Below are 18006 nucleotides of genomic sequence, written 5' to 3'. Positions count from 1 at the left end.
AAGCTCAATCTTTAAATGTTTTGTTTTTTCTTTTGTGCCAGAATATATTCAGCGGTCCTCATAGACAAAGCTAAAATTGTCCAGGTTGCATTCTTATCTCCTTGCTGAACAAAAGGTGCTGCATCAACTACGAATAGATTTTTACAATCATGCGCCTGACAATACTTGTTTAAGGCTGATTTTTTTGGATCATCTCCCATACGAATGGTACCAACTTCATGAATAATCTTTCCGGGAGCCTCCAGACCGTAATTTGTTTCCTGGCCTTGTATTTTTGAAGTGACCACAGCCCCCATTTCTTTCATAATAGAAAGGAAAGTCTCCTGCATATGTTTGGCTTGGTTAATCTCCTCCTGTGCCCATTTATAATGAAACCTCAGCACAGGAATTCCATATTTATCTATTACATCCGGATCAATTTCACAATAATTATCGGCTCTGGCTATTGCGGTACCACGGCCGGCCATACCAACTCCTGTCCCATAAAAACGGCGATAATCATCTTTCAGTGAGGCACCATATCCACCGGCATCTTTCATCTTTCCATTTCTGTCTGGCACCATGCCATTCATGACAGATACTCCCGAACCAAATCCATAGGAAGGCATACCCATTCCACCACCATATTCTATATGATAACCCCTTGGAAAATTAAGTTTTTTATTGTCGAGCCACCAGGGAGAATAAATATGGACACTGCCCACGCCATCCTCGTTATATCGTTTCCGATCCATTAATTGCGGTAAAAATCCAGAAACACTGGCTCCTGTAGAATCATGTAGATATTTACCAACTACCCCGCTGCTGTTTGCCAGTCCAGCCGGATGTTGAGGAGATTTGGAATTTAAAAGAATCCTTGCCGACTCACAGGCACTGGCTCCTAGAATGACCAATCTGGCATTGACCTGATACTCCTGCAGGTCCCGCCTGTTCACATAAGAGACGCCTTTGGCCGTTCCATCTTTATCTATAATCACTTCCCTGACCATTGCATCAGTAATGACAGTTAAGTTACCTGTCTTTACAGCAGGAATAACCAAACAGGAAGAAGCAGAAAAATCACCATATACCTTGCAGCTTCTGCCACATTGGCCACAGTAAAAACAAGGCGCACGATCATTGTTCCCTTTAATAGATTCAGTGAGTACAGCACCTCTGCCGGTAATCACTTTTACTCCGGCTTTCTCTGCGCCTTTTTTTATAAAAAGCTCATTCAACCGGGGTTTTGGTGGCTTCATAAAAATTCCATCAGGTTCATTTTCCAAGCCCTCAACAGTACCATAAATACCGATCATGCGGTCAACTTTATCGTAAAACGGCTTCAGATCATCGTAGGTGATTGGCCAGTCATCCGTCAAACCATCTTTGCATTTAAAATCATGAGGCCCCATTCTCAGGGAAATCCGCCCCCAATGGTTGGTTCTTCCACCAAGCATTCTTGACCTGAACCATTCAAATTCCGTTTTATCTTTTTTCGTGTAGGGTTCACCATCCAGTTCCCAGCCTCCATAAGAAGCATCAAAATCGCCAAAAGGTCTAACGGTACCTGCACCTCGCCGGGGAGATTCCCAGGGCCATTTTAATTGGTGTGCATCTAATTTTGGATCGAAATACTGGCCAGCTTCAAGCATTAAAACCTTCTGACCTGCATTAGCCAGGACATATGCAGCCATTCCACCGCCTGCGCCTGAACCTACTACAATAGCATCATAAACAGTAGGTGATTTTTTGATTTGAAATTCACTCATATATTTGGTTCGGAGTTTTATGACTACAATATATGACTTTCAAATACTTAGTTACAACTTAAGTAAAACAATTTATCAACGCCAGCATTTAGAACGGGGCTGGCTGGCAAAAAATCATAAAGGGTACATAATTTGTTGTAAATTGGTACAACCAAAATTTAAGATTTGCATTATCCAGCCAATATTCCACTAGGTGAATCCTTTGTCCCAATCCATTTTATATGCGAAACACTCGCTTATTTTCTTGGTTACCGGTACTATATTTATTTAAGAAGTAAACAGGAAGATCAGATCAGTGATGAACACCGTATTCTTATTTTCATTGGTGCGGCCCTGGGTGGTTTTCTGGGATCTCATATTCTTGGTGTTTTGGAAAACCCACAATATCTAAAAAATATGGGCATTCTCTATTTTATGAGAAATACAACTATTGTTGGTGGTTTATTGGGTGGGCTGATTGGTGTTGAACTGATAAAGAAGAAAATTGGCGTATCCCTCTCCTCGGGTGATATGATGGTTTACCCAATTATACTGGCCATGATCCTCGGCCGTTTGGGTTGCCATTTTGCTGGTTTGGATGATGGCACCTATGGAATTCCAAGTTCCTTGCCCTGGGCCATTGATTTTGGCGATGGTATAACCAGGCACCCCACCAATTTATATGAAATCATATTCTGGATCCTGCTTTGGATTTCACTTTATAATCTTGAAAAGCAATACGCACTGGAAAATGGGGCACGCTTTAAATTAATGCTGGCTTCCTATCTCTTTTTTCGCTTTTGTATTGAATTTATAAAACCTGATTATGTTTTTAATTTCGGTTTATCTGTGATACAGCTGGCCTGTATTGCCGGATTACTATATTATTATAAATTATTCGCTAACCCCTCAAAACTACTGAAATCCTATGCCTGAACGCCCGTACATTTACTACGATTATACCATAAGTTTGTGCAGTACCTGTCTGAGAAGAATTGATGCTAAGATCGTTTTTCAGGACGATAAAGTTTACATGCTTAAACACTGCCCAAAACATGGACGTGAAAGGGTATTGATTGCAACCGACATAGCCTATTATAAAAGCTGCCGGAATTATGCAAAAAGAAGTGAAATTCCCTTAAAATTTAATACCTCTACCCACTTTGGCTGTCCTTATGATTGCGGCTTATGCCCGGACCACGAACAGCATTCCTGCTTAACTGTTATTGAAGTTACTGACCGCTGCAACCTCTCCTGTCCTACCTGCTATGCGATGTCTTCACCAAGCTATGGCCGCCACCGGACGCTGGAAGAAATTGAACAAATGTTTGATGTGATTGTTGCAAATGAGGGTGAACCTGATGTGGTGCAAATTAGTGGCGGAGAGCCCACCGTGCATCCTCAATTCTTCGAAATTCTGGATATCGCCAAACGCAAACCCATAAAACACCTTATGCTGAACACCAATGGCATCAGAATTGCAAAGGACGAAAAATTTGTAGCCCGCTTGGCTTCTTATATGCCAGATTTTGAAATCTATCTCCAGTTTGACTCCTTTAAAAAAGAAGCCCTGGAAAAGCTACGTGGTGAAGATTTAAGAGAGGTAAGAAGAAAAGCTATTGAACACCTTAACAAATATAATCTGTCCACAACTTTAGTCGTAACGCTGCAGAAAGGGTTGAATACCGATGAAATCGGAGAAATTATCGAGTATGCTCTAAAACAACCCTGCATCAGGGGCGTTACTTTTCAGCCAACCCAACAAGCCGGTCGCCTGGAAAATTATAATCAGGCAACTGACCGATATACTTTAACCGAGGTCAGATCGGCCATTCTCGACCAAACTGATGTATTTACGGCTGCTGATCTTCTTCCGGTTCCATGTAATCCGGATGCCCTGGTTATGGGCTATGCGTTAAAGCTCGGCGGGAGTGTTTTCCCACTGACCCGGCTAATTGATCCTAATGATTTGCTGGACAATTCCAGAAACACAATTGTATATGAAAACGATGAGCATTTAAAACCGCATTTGCTGCATATGTTTAGTACAGGAAATTCTGTAGAGGTGGCAAATGAACATTTAAAATCAATTCTGTGTTGCTTACCTGCCATTGATGCGCCCGAATTGAGTTATGATAATCTTTTTAGAGTGATTATTATGAACTTTATTGATGCACAGAATTTTGATGTTAGAGCAATTAAAAAATCTTGTGTACACATTGTTAATAAAGACATGAAGATCATCCCTTTTGAAACCATGAATCTTTTCTACAGGGATGACAAGATTGAGTATCTAAACGTTCTTAAAAATGAAGTCAGTATATGATAGAGCAACAACAAAATAAGAAACCTGGTGATTTGAAAATACTGGGTATCAATCTGGGTATCTTTGCAGTGTATTCCATTTTATGTGTATATACCGGCGGCGGAGATGGTGGCATTGCCGCTTTTATGTTTGCTGGCTTTCACGCTTTTATTTGTGTTATCCTGGCTATTGTTCAAAAGCGATGGATCTGGGTGTTGGCCGCTTTGCTCATTCTGGTCATTGGTTTTGCCACTTGTGTAAGCAATTTTAAGCTAGACATGAGATAAGGGATTGATAGCAGGGTGTTTTATTAAAAAAAGATACATCTGCTCGAATGCTGCCTAAGCTTAGGCGGGCTGAAAAAGCCCGCAAATCTTAGAAGGCATTCTCTGCAGATATATCTTTTTTTTTTGCAGGGTGCCTACCTGTTTTTTTTGTCTAATCTGGATTTTCCTTCTCTTCTTTGTTTTCTACCCATTCCATCCTGTCTTTCTCTCTGTTTTTTGGCAACACCGGAGGTGGGCCGCCCAGTCCAATACCAAATGAGGCTAATATAATTAAGATACCAAGTCCGGTAAGACGCAGTATTTTTTTAAACTGTTTCATAGAAAATGATGTAACCGGCCTACAGGCCGCTAGTGTCCGTTAATAAATTTTAATAAAATGATTGGAACTAGGCCAGGTTACAGAACTGTTGTCTTCTGCTGAACTTTAGAAATGCCTTTTTAAGGAATTCCATCTTTATAGATGCAATCAAGAGCATCAGGATTGCCATGAGCACGAACTTGATATGAATTTCTATAGAATAGATCAAAGACAAAATCTGCTGAGATACATTTAGAATTTTATAGGCCAGCTTAATTAAAATCCTTTGATGCAGAAAACTCTTGTAATAAATCTGCGTTTTCTTAAAACTTTCTGTTTGAACAGGCTGGTCAGTTGTCGCTTTGGTTTCAAAGCCAGAAGTTCTTGAAACTGTGATACCGAATGAATTCAGCAAACCAAAAAACAGTAGGATTGCCAGCATGATATGCGGAAAAATTCTCCAGTTTATTTTTTGTTGCAAATTGTTCATCTTTAACAAAGATAACAAAACCAATCGTCCCTAGGGATTTACCAAATATTTTTAACAGTTATTTTAATTGATTCCTTACTTCAATGTTAAGTTTCAATTCTTCATTTAACATAATGATAATATAAAATTAACAATAATTTTATGTCACTTTGCGGCTGTAAATTAACATTATCCATGAGTAAGAAAAAGAAAAGACTTGCAGCGAAGTCTGCGAAAAAACAGATCCGTAAAGAGTTAGACATTAAAATTCTGCAAGAACTTGAGCAAGCCATCACTACACTTGGTCATGATCCAAAGGAAGTCAAAAAAGAATTAAAAAGAGCTTCCGATAAGCTATCAAAAAAGCTTGCAAAAAAAGTAAACAAAAATCTAAGCAATATCATTACAACTGAAGTAGCTGCTGAGGATAAAGCTGAAACAGTAGCGGAAAGCAAAGCATAGTATAAACAGGGTCTGCATTTCTTTGCAGACCTTGTTTCTTTATTGCTCTTCTGCTGTTTCAAAATCAGTATGGAAATTAAACATTATATTTCGCCATAAAACGAAATGATGGATAAATATGCTTTAATTACCGGTGCAAGTAAGGGAATTGGAAAAGAAATGGCGCTGGAACTTGCCAGAGCTGGTTATCACCTTTTATTAGTGGCCAGATCAGAAGATGAACTTTCCCTTCTTTCTGCACAAATTAAAAATGATCACCAGATTAAAGTTTCTTATCTGTCTCTGGATCTTTCCTTATCTTCAGCTTCTGGCGAAGTGTTCAAATGGATTCAGCAACAATCTGTTGCCCCTTCTATTCTGGTTAATAATGCAGGCTATGGTTTGTTTGGTTCATTTGAAAGTCTTTCTATAACAGAGCAGTTGAATATGCTTCAGCTCAATATCAATACAGTTGTAGAGTTAACGCATCTCTTATTGCCGTTGCTTAAGCTTCAGGAACAAGCTTTCGTATTAAACATAGCCAGTACTGCAGCCTATCAGGCTGTTCCGCGTTTAGCTGTTTATTCAGCAACAAAATCCTTCATCTTATCTTTTAGCCGCGCATTACGTTATGAACTAAAATATTCTACAGTTTCTGTGAGCTGCCTTTGCCCTGGGCCTACCAGTACAGGTTTCGCCAGCCGGGCAGGCCTGGACGCCTTTGCAGACCTGGCAGATAAATTTAACATGTCACCCGAAACCGTTGCCAAAGCAGGCTTAAAAGGAATGTTTAACAAAAAAGCAGAAATTATACCAGGCTTCATCAATTGGATTTCTGCTTTTGGTGCCAGTCACCTTCCTAAATCACTGATAGAGAAAGTTGCAGCCGGTTTATACAAGGAATAAAAATTTATTTTCAAATAAATTCTTTATGTCAAATAATTTTATACTTTTGTAAAGTCTACTAATAAAGTAGACTTTATTTCAATGAATCAAATCAACCACAACCACGCTGCATGTACCATGCGAATGTCCCTTCTCAAAGGGGCCGGTTGTTGCTGTTGTTGTTAATCTTTGTTCTTTCCTGATTAATATCTTCTAACCGGCCTGACCAGCGGCTGGCCCATCCTGTCTTTTTCTAAACCCAAACCCTTTTAACCATGAACCACCAGTATGTACAATTCACTTTAGGTGATAAAATCACCACTGAACAACAAGACTTCTTCAATGAAAATGGCTTTATCCACTTCAAAAACTTTATAAAAACAGAGACCATTCAGGATGTGATCCGGGCATCTGAGCAAGTCCAGTCGGAATGGATAAAAATCAATAAAGTTAAGGTTAATGGTATTCCGGTAAAATACGGCAAAGACCTCAATGGATCTCCAATCGTACAGCGTTTTGCCTTCCTAAACCAACAGCATCCCCTGTTTGCTGAACTGGCGCAAGATCCGCGGCTGGAAGTTTTGTTAAACCTTATTGCCCCGGGTGCAAGGCTGGGAACGGAAGAAAAGGATGGCATGGTACTCAATCACTATGTAAATAGCGAGGAAAGTAAGTTTACTCAAATGGGTTGGCATACTGATGGCTTACGCGACATTTTTCAGGGTTTAAAACTAAACCCCATGTTAAATATCGGGATTCATCTGAATACCTTAAGCCCTGAAAATGGTGGGCTAAGAATTTTGCCAGGAACACATAAGCAAAGTTTGTACAACCTGCTTTTCAGAAAAAAATATTTTCTGGATAACCATGCAGATGCCAATGAACTGGCCATTGCACCTTCTGCAGGAGATTTAACTGTGCATGACGGACGCTTATGGCATCGGGTGGCACAATCATCCATCACCGGGGAATCAAGCCGGAGAAGAGTGATTTACCTGCCAATTATAGCCGGTAAATATGAACCTAAAACTGAAAACAGTCCAACCGCGTTTTATCAACGCTTTGCAGGATTGGTAAAATAATTGCTTATGATCATTGCCTTGTTAATTACCTATTTATCCAGATCCGGAAAGCTGAATAACTTACAATTATTTTGTTCTGCCAGATTAACAAGGATAAGACATAAATGGATGCTCGTAAAAAAAGCATAAAAAGAGAAACTCGTTCATACAGTTTATATTTGGTTAGAAAAGGGATGTGCGTGGATGCGACATCCCTTTCTTGTTAAAGCGCATCATGAAAAATAATTCCAAGACTGTGCCGCTCACCGCTGTGCAATGGACTTACACCATGTTTCATATTTACCCTGTAATAGCCTTTTGTACCTTTAACCGGCCTGAAATTTGTTGTAAACAACAACATATCGCCAAGATCTGGACGAAGTACATTTGCTTTAGACTGTGCCCTTGGAGTTTGTTCCGTTAAAACAAACTCGCCGCCTGTATAATCCTCGGTACTATTTAAAAACAACACCAATTGTATTGGAAAATAGATCTCTCCATACAAATCCTGATGTAAGGTATTAAATCCTCCCGCTCCGTATTTTAGAATTAAAACGGTGGGTTTTGTTTGCCCGTGATCCGCACAACGCTTTCTCATCTCCTCATGTGAGAGCGGAAACTGTTGATTGATATTTAATTCTTCCATCCAGGCATTGGCCACAGGGGCAATTTTAGCATATACTGTCTCCCGTATTCGAGTAATTAAAGGAGGCAAAGGATACTGAAAATACTTATACTCTCCAATTCCAAAACGATACCGTTCCATCGTAATGGTCTTACGGTAAGCACCCGCCAAATTATAGTTTTCTATTAATTGTTTGCACTCCTCTTTAAGAAGCACATTTTTCACTTGTGCAAAACCTTTGTTGTGCAATTCTCCGGAAATGGTTTTCCAGTCTTTTTCTTCCAGGCGTTCATCTAAATTTTGTATCATCATATCAAATATTGAAGACACAAAATTAACCTCACAGTATCGGCTTAAAAACCCGGATCTTGCGCAGTTGACCCTGTTATACTACTTATTCAACGACACATACAACTCACACTGCGTAAGCCATTTGCCTTTAACCTTTCGCCACATTGCAGAATAGTTTCCCCAGTACTTATCATTCTTATAAACCCACTTCCCCTTCTCCCAGGCCAAATCTCCCGCTTCTCCAATTACAATTTCATCGGGCAAACGTTCAAATACAGGACTGCTTTGAGAAAACATATATTTCCAATCGGCGGCAATAAGGGCTTTACCTATGGTATGACTGCCATCGCCAGCCACCTGGACAAAATCAGCCATCCAGTACTTAGAAACACCATCAACATCTCTTTTTGCAATACAGGCATTAGAATCCAACCGGTATTGTCTGATCAAATCTTCTTCTTTTTTAATTATAGTCATAAACACCAAATATAAATAACAGTCGACACCAAAGGGCAAAACATGATATTTATCAGCTTTTGAACTGATCTTCTACCACAACATTTACCTATAAAACCACCTAATTTCGTTGAAAGAAAACACTCTTCAAATAAGATAATAAATGAAGATCAACTCCCTGAACTCAACACCTTACCAAGACGACGAAGCATTCGACCAACAATTTTCGCCGAGAATACAAAAACTGTCTAAAATACACTGGAGTCCACTAAAAATCATCAAAACAGCAGCAATCTTTCTTGCTCCACAGCCTGGGAGCAAAGTTATTGACATCGGCAGTGGAGCTGGTAAATTCTGTATCGCAGCTGCACATTATTGTCCTCATGCCGAATTCTATGGGATAGAACAGCGTAAAAATCTCTATCAAACTTCTAAGCGGCTGAAAATACGATCAGGATTAAATAACGTCCATTTTACTCATGGAGATTTCACCGAAATCAATCTGAAAGACTATGATGGCATCTATTTTTTCAATTCTTTTGCCGAAAACCTATCTAGTAACGGAAGAATTGACAACAGCATACAATACTCTCCAAGCCTATACAACTATTATGCGAACTATTTATATAAGATACTCGAAGAAAAACCGATAGGGACCCGGCTGGTTACCTACCATGTTGATGAGAACGAAATCCCCGCTTCCTATCGGCTTACAGACAGCGATTTTAACCAAAAACTAAAACTTTTAATTAAACATTAGGCAAGTACTTTTTTAAAAAGCATCCCTATAAAAGTATCTTTGCCTTATGAGCTTATCAGGAATTTTCCCCATAGAGAAATGGAACTTCAGCACCCAAGCAGTGGTTAACGCCCTTACGGAAGCAGAATATCAGTCCCTGATCACCAAACAAGGTGCGCAAAAATACAAGAAAGGTGAAATCCTTTTCAAAGAAGGCATGGTACCTTCAGGTATCTATTTCATCCACCAAGGTAAAGTCAAAAAATACAAAACCGGGCCGGCCAGCAGAGAGCAGATTATTTACGTAGCCAATAAAAATGAGTTGATTGGCTATCATGCTATTCTTGCGGAAGAGCGTTACCCGGATTCAGCCGCCGCTCTGGAAGAGAGTTTAATCACTTTTATCCCAAAAGAAGACTTTCTTGATATATTGCAGCGATCCACCACATTTGCGAGGCGCCTGCTTAAAGCCCTCAGCCATGAATACAGTGTATTGACCAATAACCTCTCCATTTCCAGCCAGGGCACCGCAGCTGAAAGACTTGCTCTATCTCTTATTCTAATCCGCGAAAAATCAAAAACAGGAACACCTGCCGGCGAAGAACCCAGCATCAACCTCTCCAGAGCAGACCTGGCAAATATGGCTGGTATTGCTAAAGAAAATGTGATCCGTTTACTGAAAGAATTTAAAAACGAACAAATTATCCGGACTGAAGGCCGCAAGATATGGGTCAATGATATTGTTAAACTGGTTAACCGCAGCAATTACAAATAAGATTGCCGATACCTGATTGTTTTGTTTAAAAATATGTTTTCTGATCTCTCTGGACCTTCCGCGAAGAGCTTCAGGCCCTGATGTTCGATCATAAAAACATATTTTTCTGGGTGCAGACTGGATTAAGTGGAGAAAGAAAAGAATTAAAATAATTTATTTCTGCTCCATACCCGGTCACCTCCCTCCTCTGCAATTTGCTAAGGAAAATTCTCGTACGCTGCGGAAAGACCTCAGAGATCTGCGGCTTCTTCAGCCGCCTGATATCGTTAGTCTTGAAGCAGCTGTACAGAATTTTCCGAACAATTTTTTTAACAATTCACCTCCCAACTTCCTACTCTTAAGATCTTTTTATTTTGGAGAGAATTAATATTTATGTAGGTTAGTATACTCAAACAAAAATGCCATATAAAAGCCATAATGATCGCGAACTAACAGATTTGCTTAAGTCTGATGACAGGCTGGCTTATACTGAAATTTACAATCGCTACCATGCGGCTTTATACATTCATGCTTTCAAAAGACTTCAATCCAGGGAAGAATGCAAAGATATTGTTCACGAATTGTTTACGGCCTTATGGATTAAACGCAGGGAAATTAACTTTAAAACAACGCTTTCTGGCTACCTGTATACCTCAGTTCGAAATAAAATATTCGACCTCCTTGCCAAACAGAAATTAAAAATTTCCTATACACAATCCATCCAGCATTTCGCCGAAACCGGGCTGGTTACCACAGACCACCTGGTTAGACAAAACCAGCTTACAGCACTTATAGATCAGGAAATAGCAAACCTTCCGGAACGCACCCGACAGATTTTTGAATTAAGCAGAAAGAAATTCCTTAGTCACCAGGAAATTGCGAAGGAACTAGACCTTTCTGAACAAACTGTAAAAAGCACAATAAACAATGCCTTAAAGGTACTTCGCATTAAATTTGGATCCTTACTGCTTCTATCCCTTTAATTTTTTTTTATTTCCTTTACCCCCAAGGCTGGTCTGCTTCGTCTTTAGTCTTTGAATGCGGAAGGTACGCTCCTTCCCCCGCTAATATGATGCAACAAGAAGAAATAGACCAACTTTTACAAAAATACCATAAAGGCACCTGCACAGCTACAGAAATTGCTTTTTTAGAAAGCTGGTATGCCCAATGGAATCAAAATATCCCAATAGCTCTGACGGCAGAAGAATTGCATGAGGATCTCCTCTCCATCAAAGAGATGACGACAACCCTTCAGCCGGAAATCAAACATAAAAAACTAAAACAAGCTTTTTTGGTAGCCGCTTCCCTGCTCCTAATCTTAAGTACCGGTCTATATTTCTATATACAGATACAGATCAAAAAGAAGTCTGCCTATAATTTAGCGCTTCATGATGTCAAACCAGGAAGTAATAAGGCAATTGTAATCTTAGCAAATGGCCAAAAACTCGACTTAAACAGCCTCAAAGGCGGTATTGTGATTGGAAATTCAGGGCTCACCTATAATGATGGCACCAATATTATTCCAGCTCAAAAAGGAACTGAACAACCAGAGCCGTTAATAGTATCAACCCCCAAAGGTGGCCAGTACCAAATCACCTTATCAGACGGAACCCGGGTATGGTTAAATGCCGCCTCTTCTCTAAAATTCCCTTCTACTTTCTCAAGGCTTAAAGAACGTCTCGTCGAGCTTAGCGGAGAGGCTTATTTCGAAGTTAAATACGATGCTAAACAGCCCTTCCGGGTGCATACACCAACGCAAATAGCAGAGGACCTTGGAACAGCCTTTAACATTAACAGTTATTCTGACGAACCCTTTACGAAAACAACACTGGTAGAAGGAAGTATGCAGGTCCAGAGTTTAAAAAACAAGCAAGTCAGGAAACCTCTTGTGCTAAAACCTAGCCAGCAAGCATCCCTTAATGCTGCGGGCTTGATAAATATAAGGCAGGTCAACACAAATGAAGCCATAGGCTGGAAAAATGAAAATTTCATATTCGATGGAGAAGACCTGCAATCTGCTATGCGTAAGATCTCGAGGTGGTATAATATTGAGGTAGTTTACGAGTCAAACGCCAACTCAAACCTCATCCTTGAAGGATTAGTTTCAAGAAAAAGCAACCTCTCGGAAGTACTGAAATGGATAGAAACCGTTGGCAATGTTCATTTCGAAATAAAAGAAAGGAGGATAATTGTGACAGAATAACTACTTCCCTGGAATGCCAAATCACCAGGGGTGCTGCAAACACCCCCGATAATTATTGGCATCGTTAATAAACAAATCATATTAACCGAAACATGCAGTTGCCTAACAATTAGAGCTGAGAGGCCACTGCGCAACCAAATATAGCAAAATGTATAGATTTTATGCCAGTAAACCGGGTATAACAGGCCGTTATATCCGTAAAATATGGATGATTATGCGCCTAACCACCATCGTGCTCCTATTCACTTTAATGCAGGTCAGTGCCGCTACCTTTGGGCAGCGCATTACACTTAATGAACGTAAAGTATCATTAAAGGGTGCATTGGAAAAGATCCATAATCAAAGTGGATACAACTTTCTATTTGACCAAAAGATACTCAATGGAGTCAAACCGATCACTATTTCCGTGAACAACGAGGAACTGGAAGTCACACTTAAAAAAGTTTTGAACAACCTGCCCTTAACCTATATCATAGATGGAAAAACCATTATGATCAAACCAAAAGAAACGTCAATCCTGGATAAGGCCGTAGACAAACTGATTGACATTTTCTCAGCCCTGGACATCCGCGGCAAAGTAACAGACTTAAAAGGTAATCCGATTCCGGGAGCAACCGTAATCATCAAAGGCACAAAAAAAGCGACCTCTACAGATTACAATGGGAATTTTAAAATCCAGGCCGATCCAAATGATATCCTGATGATCCAAATGGTAGGCTTTGTAACCAGGGAAATAACCGTAAAAGATGAAACGGCACTCAATATTGCCCTCACAGATGAGGATAAAGCACTTGATGAGGTTGTCGTGGTTGGCTATGGTAAACAAAAGAAGGTAACCATTACCGGTTCTGTAAGCACCATTAATATGGCTGATATGCAAACACCTAACCGATCGCTCTCCAATGCATTGGCAGGTAAGGTTGCCGGGGTTATCTCTATGCAGAGAAGTGGGGAACCGGGTTACGACAATGCCTCCTTTACCATTCGGGGTATTGGCACATTCACAGGCAACTCAGAACCATTGATCATTATTGACGGCGTACAACGGGATGATGTAAACAGTTCATTTGGAGGCTCCTATAATAATATTGACCCGGAGGACATACAAAGCATCTCCTTGCTAAAAGACGCGTCGGCTACTGCAGTTTATGGTGCCAGAGGAGCCAATGGTGTATTGATCATTACGACAAAAAGAGGGGTTGCCGGCAAGCCGCAGATTTCTGTTAAAACTGAAGTTTCGATGTCAGGCCTTACTAAAATGCCAAAAATGCTCGACGGGGTTTCCTGGATGCGGTTGTACAACGAAGCAACTGTTAATGATGGCAACCAGCCGGTATATTCTGAAGAATTGATCCAAAAGACAGCCAGTGGCCTGGACCCTTATCTGTATCCGAATGTCAACTGGCTCAAAGCGACTTATAAAGACTGGGCTCCTGGTTTCAACAGCAATTTAAATGTGAGCGGGGGAGCCAAGACCGTAAGATATTATGTTTCTGCTTCCTTTTATGACCAGGACGGCAACTATAAAGTAACCAAACAAAACGACTATAACCCAAATGTTAACTTCAAAAGATATGATTTCAGGACCAATCTTGACATTGATCTGAGCCCCACCACGCTCCTGTCCATGAACCTGGACGCGATGCTGGTGAGCAGCAGGTACCCAGGCCTTTCTGCCAGCAAAATCTGGTATAATGCGTATTTGACCCCACCTATCGCTTTTCCTGTACAATATCCCGATGGATCCTGGGCTGGGCCTTATAACAATGTAGGCTCCAATCCGCTCAATGAGATCCAGAACACCGGCTATGCAACAGAGTTCAGACCAACCATACAGTCCATTTTCTCCATCAACCAAAAACTGGACCGCATTACAAATGGTCTAAGCGCCATGGCCAGGTTCTCTTTTGACTCCTACAGTGAAAACGACAACCGAAGGTTCGGAAAAAACAGTCTGTATATGGCCAGCGGAAGAGATGCAGATGGAAACCTGGTCTTGAACCAGTCCCGGATCGGAGATCAGTTTTTAGGCTATTCCCAATCTGCACAGGCAGAAAAAACCATGTACCTGGAAACCAATATCAATTATGACCGCAACTTTGGCAATCATCATTTCGGCGGCTTGCTTTTATACAATATGCGTTCAAGAATCGTGAGCTCAGCTGGCGATGTGATTTCTTCTATTCCCTTCAAAAATCAGGGTATGGCTGGCAGGATTACCTATTCCTATGCCGATCGGTACATAGCCGAATTTGATGCGGGATACACTGGTTCCGAGAACTTCGAGCCTGGCAAAAGATTTGGTTTTTTCCCTTCCTTCTCAGCAGGCTGGGTAATTTCCAAAGAGCCATTTTTCAAAAAATTATCCTCCACGGTAAACTTACTCAAAATCAGGGGGTCCCACGGTCTGGTGGGAAATGATCAGATCGGTAGAAATCTCGGTCTGAACAGGTTCCCTTACATGAACCAGTATGGTCCTGGTAGCTCTATAGGCCTTGGATACAATGGCACCATTTTCAACGGCGTTACGGAAAGTGTGATCGGTGTCGAAAACCTTACCTGGGAAAAAGCCACTAAAGACGACCTGGGTATAGAAATCGGTTTATTGAACAAATTAAGCCTGACCATAGACCTTTACAGGGAAAAAAGAAAGAGCATACTAATTTCACGCAGTTCCCTTTCAGGCATTTTGGGTACCACGGGTACTGTATTTGCCAATTTAGGTGAAATGAACAATCATGGTGTAGATGCCAATATAGAATATAATGAAACCCTGGGCAATGTATCTCTTCGCTTATATGGGAATTTCACCTATAACAACAATAAAATTATGCAGCAGGATGAACCTAAGCAGCTCTATGCCTATCAACAGGCAACCGGGCGTAAATATGGTGACAACCTGATGTATGTTGCGGAAGGCTTATTTACCTCACAAGACCAGATTTCCAAAAGCCCGGGTCAGTTTGGTGCGATATTAAAACCGGGAGATATTAAATATAAAGACGTGAACGGCGATGGTGTGGTAGACAGCTTTGACAGGATATTTACGGGTAAATCTGATGTTCCTACCATTCTATATGGTGCAGGTTTTACTGTAGGCTACAAAGGCATAGATCTTTCCCTTTTCTTCCAGGGCATTTCCGGCGCAACCTTTATGGCTAATGGATCTGCGGTAACTGGCGACGGGGCACAGGGTGCGGGTATCGTTCCTTTTACAGGAATGGGTCTCTACCCTTCCGGAATGCTGGCCAACCTGGAAAACAGGTGGACTACTGAAAACCCAAGCCAGAATGTAGATTATCCGAGACTGGGCATTGCCAATCAAAACAGCAATAACTACCAGCCAAGTACCTGGTGGTCAAAAGATGCCAGTTTTGTCCGCCTGAAACAGGCCACTTTGGGATATAGATTTTCAGATGCATTTCTAACAAAATCAGGTATTAAGTCGGTATACTTTTATTTGACAGGTCAGAACCTGCTCACCTTCTCCAAATTTAAATTATGGGATCCGGAATTGGGTGCGAATGCCGCAGGATATCCGCCATTAAGAACATTTGCACTGGGACTGAAAGTATCGTTTTAACCAGACATATTGATCAATTACAAGCATTAAAAAATAAAGCAATGAAAAAATATATATTCATCATCGCAGTAGGATCATGCTTATTGACAAGCATTTTGTCTTCCTGTAAACATCTGGATGAAAAACCGGATAACTTGCTCACCTCGGATATCCTGTGGAGCAACAGGGCCAATGCCGAATCCTATTTATACAATATCTATGGTGCCATACTGGAAATCGACTATCCACACCAGGGTACCAGCGACGAAGCTTCTATATCCATACCAAGCACCAGCGCAAGACGGATGGCCGCCGGAGACTGGAGTCCGGTAAATGCCCATTATGACCACTGGGACAATTATTATAAGGGTATCCGGTCCTCCTTTATTTTTGAGGCCAATGTAGACAAAGTTCCGGAATCGCAGTTGAGTTCTGCCTTAAAAGCGCAGTATAAAGCAGAATCCAAATTCCTGAGAGGATGGTTTTACTGGCAGCTGATCAAACAATATGGACCGGTTGTAAAACTTACCGGCCCATTGGCGCTGGATGCAGATTTCAATACCTATCCAAGGGCTACATTTGACGACTGTAAAAACTATATTAATCAGTTGATGGATGAAGCAGCTGCGGTTCTACCCACCAGCTGGTCTGCATCCAGTAATTATGGCCGACCATCCAAAGGCTCCTGCCTTGCCGTTAAATCACAGCTGGCCTTATGGGCTGCCAGCCCGTTATGGAACGGAAACCCGGCCTTCGCTTCATTTAAAAATCAGGACGGAACTGCTTTGGCCCCTGCAAGCTATGACGCCAATAAATGGAAAATCGCTGCAGATGCTGCAAAAGCAGTGATCGACCTTAATGCCTATAAATTATTCACTAATCTGGATAACGGTGGTACCCAGTTTGACCCTTACCTATCTGTACGCGATTTGTTTTTGACCAACTGGAACAGCGAAATCCTGTTCTCCAGAAATTCATGGAACTATTGGGGTTACGTTAAGGCCTCCTCACCCAACCCCGGAGGTATCAACTTGTACAATGCCACCCAAAACGTAGTTGACGCCTTTTATATGGACAACGGCCGCAGTATTGATGATCCTCAGTCCCAATATAATGAAACAGGATTTGCAGGAACCGACGGAGCACATTACTGGGCGCATAAAAAAGGCCAATGGAACATGTATGCCAATCGTGAACCACGTTTTTATGCTTACGTACAGTATAATGCCCGCCCGGTATTGCCCGCCCCTACTGTCGATGATAAAAACTTTTTCTCTTCAACAGGCAATGTTGATGGTACAGGTCGCATAGAATTCTACTATACAGGCAAAGCAGGTGCCAAAGCATCCGGGATCACCAATAACATTACCGGTTATGATTTTCTGAAAAATGTAGGCCCTGCCGATAACATCAGACAGGATGCGACCAATTACAGGCCCTTTATCCTTATCCGTTATGCTGAAATACTCCTGAACTATGCCGAAGCTTTAAATGAATATGACCCCTCCAACGCAGATATTGTAAGGACGCTGAACCTGGTCAGATCAAGGGCAGGGCTCCCGGGCATAGAGACCGTATACCCTTTGGCGGTTGGAAATAAGGACCTGATGAGAAAATACATCCTGAAGGAAAGACAGGTGGAGCTTTGCTTTGAGGGCGACAGGTACTTTACGCTTGTCAGAAGGCTGATGCTGGGGGCCACGGAAAACCAAACCATCTATGGCATGAATGTCAATGAAGATGATGGTGGACAGGGTTTTGCTTTTACCCGGTTTTACAACCGCACCCTTTTTCAAAAAAGAGCATGGAACAACAAGATGTATCTCTTTCCAATCTCTCAATACCAGATGGACAGAGACAGAGCACTTGTACAGAATCCAGGTTGGTAAAATCAAACATCAAT

Annotated in this window: 17 protein-coding genes; 12 read left to right on the top strand and 5 right to left on the bottom strand. The window is 41.2% G+C overall.

Annotated elements, in window-relative coordinates:
* Window positions 1–11 precede the first annotated feature (11 nt).
* A complete protein-coding gene (locus R2S08_RS01460; RefSeq protein ID WP_316833538.1) occupies window positions 12–1748 on the bottom strand; it encodes a GMC family oxidoreductase in 1737 nt (578 codons plus the stop codon).
* A 165-nt stretch (window positions 1749–1913) separates the two neighbouring features.
* Here R2S08_RS01460 and R2S08_RS01455 point away from each other — a divergent pair, with 165 nt between their 5' ends.
* The 3 genes from R2S08_RS01455 to R2S08_RS01445 are packed head-to-tail and all read left to right on the top strand — an operon-like array spanning window position 1914 to window position 4319.
* Entirely contained in the window at window positions 1914–2663 is a 750-nt protein-coding gene (locus R2S08_RS01455) for a prolipoprotein diacylglyceryl transferase (RefSeq protein ID WP_316833537.1), read from the top strand.
* Window positions 2656–4053: a radical SAM protein gene (locus tag R2S08_RS01450; RefSeq protein WP_316833536.1), complete on the top strand. Its 1398-nt coding sequence runs from the start codon at window positions 2656–2658 to the stop codon at window positions 4051–4053. The genes R2S08_RS01455 and R2S08_RS01450 overlap by 8 nt, the downstream gene beginning before the upstream one ends.
* Window positions 4050–4319, top strand: a complete 270-nt coding sequence (locus tag R2S08_RS01445; protein ID WP_316833535.1) for a hypothetical protein — start codon at window positions 4050–4052, stop codon at window positions 4317–4319. Before R2S08_RS01450 ends, R2S08_RS01445 begins: the two co-directional genes overlap by 4 nt.
* Before the next feature lie 151 nt (window positions 4320–4470).
* Here the strand turns inward: R2S08_RS01445 and R2S08_RS01440 are convergent, their stop codons facing one another.
* Window positions 4471–4638, bottom strand: a complete 168-nt coding sequence (locus R2S08_RS01440) for a hypothetical protein (RefSeq protein WP_316833534.1) — start codon at window positions 4636–4638, stop codon at window positions 4471–4473.
* A 67-nt stretch (window positions 4639–4705) separates the two neighbouring features.
* A complete protein-coding gene (locus R2S08_RS01435) occupies window positions 4706–5059 on the bottom strand; it encodes a hypothetical protein (RefSeq protein WP_316833533.1) in 354 nt (117 codons plus the stop codon).
* Between the two features lie 222 nt (window positions 5060–5281).
* Here R2S08_RS01435 and R2S08_RS01430 point away from each other — a divergent pair, with 222 nt between their 5' ends.
* The 3 genes from R2S08_RS01430 (at window position 5282) to R2S08_RS01420 (ending at window position 7494) form a co-directional block, all read left to right on the top strand.
* Window positions 5282–5548 (top strand): hypothetical protein, encoded by a 267-nt coding sequence (locus R2S08_RS01430; RefSeq protein ID WP_316833532.1) that lies wholly within the window; start codon window positions 5282–5284, stop codon window positions 5546–5548.
* A 105-nt stretch (window positions 5549–5653) separates the two neighbouring features.
* A complete protein-coding gene (locus tag R2S08_RS01425) occupies window positions 5654–6433 on the top strand; it encodes an SDR family oxidoreductase (protein WP_316833531.1) in 780 nt (259 codons plus the stop codon).
* Window positions 6434–6687: 254 nt separating this feature from the next.
* Entirely contained in the window at window positions 6688–7494 is an 807-nt protein-coding gene (locus tag R2S08_RS01420; RefSeq protein ID WP_316833530.1) for a phytanoyl-CoA dioxygenase family protein, read from the top strand.
* A gap of 202 nt (window positions 7495–7696) precedes the next feature.
* Here R2S08_RS01420 and R2S08_RS01415 read toward each other — a convergent pair whose 3' ends face one another.
* Together R2S08_RS01415 and R2S08_RS01410 are read right to left on the bottom strand one after the other, a co-directional pair.
* Window positions 7697–8410 (bottom strand): 2OG-Fe(II) oxygenase, encoded by a 714-nt coding sequence (locus R2S08_RS01415; RefSeq protein ID WP_316833529.1) that lies wholly within the window; start codon window positions 8408–8410, stop codon window positions 7697–7699.
* A 78-nt stretch (window positions 8411–8488) separates the two neighbouring features.
* Complete coding sequence (locus tag R2S08_RS01410) at window positions 8489–8866, bottom strand: YybH family protein (protein ID WP_316833528.1); 378 nt, start codon at window positions 8864–8866, stop codon at window positions 8489–8491.
* Window positions 8867–9008: 142 nt separating this feature from the next.
* Here R2S08_RS01410 and R2S08_RS01405 point away from each other — a divergent pair, with 142 nt between their 5' ends.
* The 6 genes from R2S08_RS01405 (at window position 9009) to R2S08_RS01380 (ending at window position 17992) form a co-directional block, all read left to right on the top strand.
* On the top strand, window positions 9009–9605 hold the full coding sequence (locus R2S08_RS01405) for a methyltransferase domain-containing protein (protein ID WP_316833527.1): 597 nt from the start codon (window positions 9009–9011) through the stop codon (window positions 9603–9605).
* Window positions 9606–9651: 46 nt separating this feature from the next.
* Window positions 9652–10359 carry a Crp/Fnr family transcriptional regulator gene (locus R2S08_RS01400; protein WP_316833526.1) on the top strand — a complete coding sequence of 236 codons (708 nt, stop codon included), beginning with the start codon at window positions 9652–9654 and terminating at the stop codon, window positions 10357–10359.
* Window positions 10360–10757: 398 nt separating this feature from the next.
* Window positions 10758–11321 (top strand): RNA polymerase sigma-70 factor, encoded by a 564-nt coding sequence (locus R2S08_RS01395; protein WP_316833525.1) that lies wholly within the window; start codon window positions 10758–10760, stop codon window positions 11319–11321.
* An 86-nt stretch (window positions 11322–11407) separates the two neighbouring features.
* The gene (locus R2S08_RS01390) at window positions 11408–12541 is read left to right on the top strand and encodes a FecR family protein (protein ID WP_316833524.1); all 1134 of its coding nucleotides are present in this window, start codon (window positions 11408–11410) and stop codon (window positions 12539–12541) included.
* Window positions 12542–12689: 148 nt separating this feature from the next.
* Window positions 12690–16124 (top strand): TonB-dependent receptor, encoded by a 3435-nt coding sequence (locus tag R2S08_RS01385; RefSeq protein ID WP_316833523.1) that lies wholly within the window; start codon window positions 12690–12692, stop codon window positions 16122–16124.
* A 41-nt stretch (window positions 16125–16165) separates the two neighbouring features.
* Window positions 16166–17992 carry a RagB/SusD family nutrient uptake outer membrane protein gene (locus R2S08_RS01380; protein ID WP_316833522.1) on the top strand — a complete coding sequence of 609 codons (1827 nt, stop codon included), beginning with the start codon at window positions 16166–16168 and terminating at the stop codon, window positions 17990–17992.
* The last annotated feature ends 14 nt before the right edge of the window (window positions 17993–18006 follow it).

This window comes from Pedobacter nutrimenti, from assembly GCF_032678445.1.
Classification (GTDB): Bacteria; Bacteroidota; Bacteroidia; order Sphingobacteriales; family Sphingobacteriaceae; genus Pedobacter; species Pedobacter nutrimenti_A.
This window is presented reverse-complemented; position numbering and strand designations above follow the sequence as displayed.

Coding starts and splice junctions, on each gene's coding strand:
- R2S08_RS01460 (WP_316833538.1), bottom strand. CDS start 1,748: ATGAGTGAATTTCAAATCAAAAAATCACCTACTGTTTATGATGCTATT.
- R2S08_RS01450 (WP_316833536.1), top strand. CDS start 2,656: ATGCCTGAACGCCCGTACATTTACTACGATTATACCATAAGTTTGTGC.
- R2S08_RS01445 (WP_316833535.1), top strand. CDS start 4,050: ATGATAGAGCAACAACAAAATAAGAAACCTGGTGATTTGAAAATACTG.
- R2S08_RS01440 (WP_316833534.1), bottom strand. CDS start 4,638: ATGAAACAGTTTAAAAAAATACTGCGTCTTACCGGACTTGGTATCTTA.
- R2S08_RS01435 (WP_316833533.1), bottom strand. CDS start 5,059: ATGCTGGCAATCCTACTGTTTTTTGGTTTGCTGAATTCATTCGGTATC.
- R2S08_RS01430 (WP_316833532.1), top strand. CDS start 5,282: ATGAGTAAGAAAAAGAAAAGACTTGCAGCGAAGTCTGCGAAAAAACAG.
- R2S08_RS01425 (WP_316833531.1), top strand. CDS start 5,654: ATGATGGATAAATATGCTTTAATTACCGGTGCAAGTAAGGGAATTGGA.
- R2S08_RS01420 (WP_316833530.1), top strand. CDS start 6,688: ATGAACCACCAGTATGTACAATTCACTTTAGGTGATAAAATCACCACT.
- R2S08_RS01415 (WP_316833529.1), bottom strand. CDS start 8,410: ATGATGATACAAAATTTAGATGAACGCCTGGAAGAAAAAGACTGGAAA.
- R2S08_RS01410 (WP_316833528.1), bottom strand. CDS start 8,866: ATGACTATAATTAAAAAAGAAGAAGATTTGATCAGACAATACCGGTTG.
- R2S08_RS01405 (WP_316833527.1), top strand. CDS start 9,009: ATGAAGATCAACTCCCTGAACTCAACACCTTACCAAGACGACGAAGCA.
- R2S08_RS01400 (WP_316833526.1), top strand. CDS start 9,652: ATGAGCTTATCAGGAATTTTCCCCATAGAGAAATGGAACTTCAGCACC.
- R2S08_RS01395 (WP_316833525.1), top strand. CDS start 10,758: ATGCCATATAAAAGCCATAATGATCGCGAACTAACAGATTTGCTTAAG.
- R2S08_RS01390 (WP_316833524.1), top strand. CDS start 11,408: ATGATGCAACAAGAAGAAATAGACCAACTTTTACAAAAATACCATAAA.
- R2S08_RS01385 (WP_316833523.1), top strand. CDS start 12,690: ATGTATAGATTTTATGCCAGTAAACCGGGTATAACAGGCCGTTATATC.
- R2S08_RS01380 (WP_316833522.1), top strand. CDS start 16,166: ATGAAAAAATATATATTCATCATCGCAGTAGGATCATGCTTATTGACA.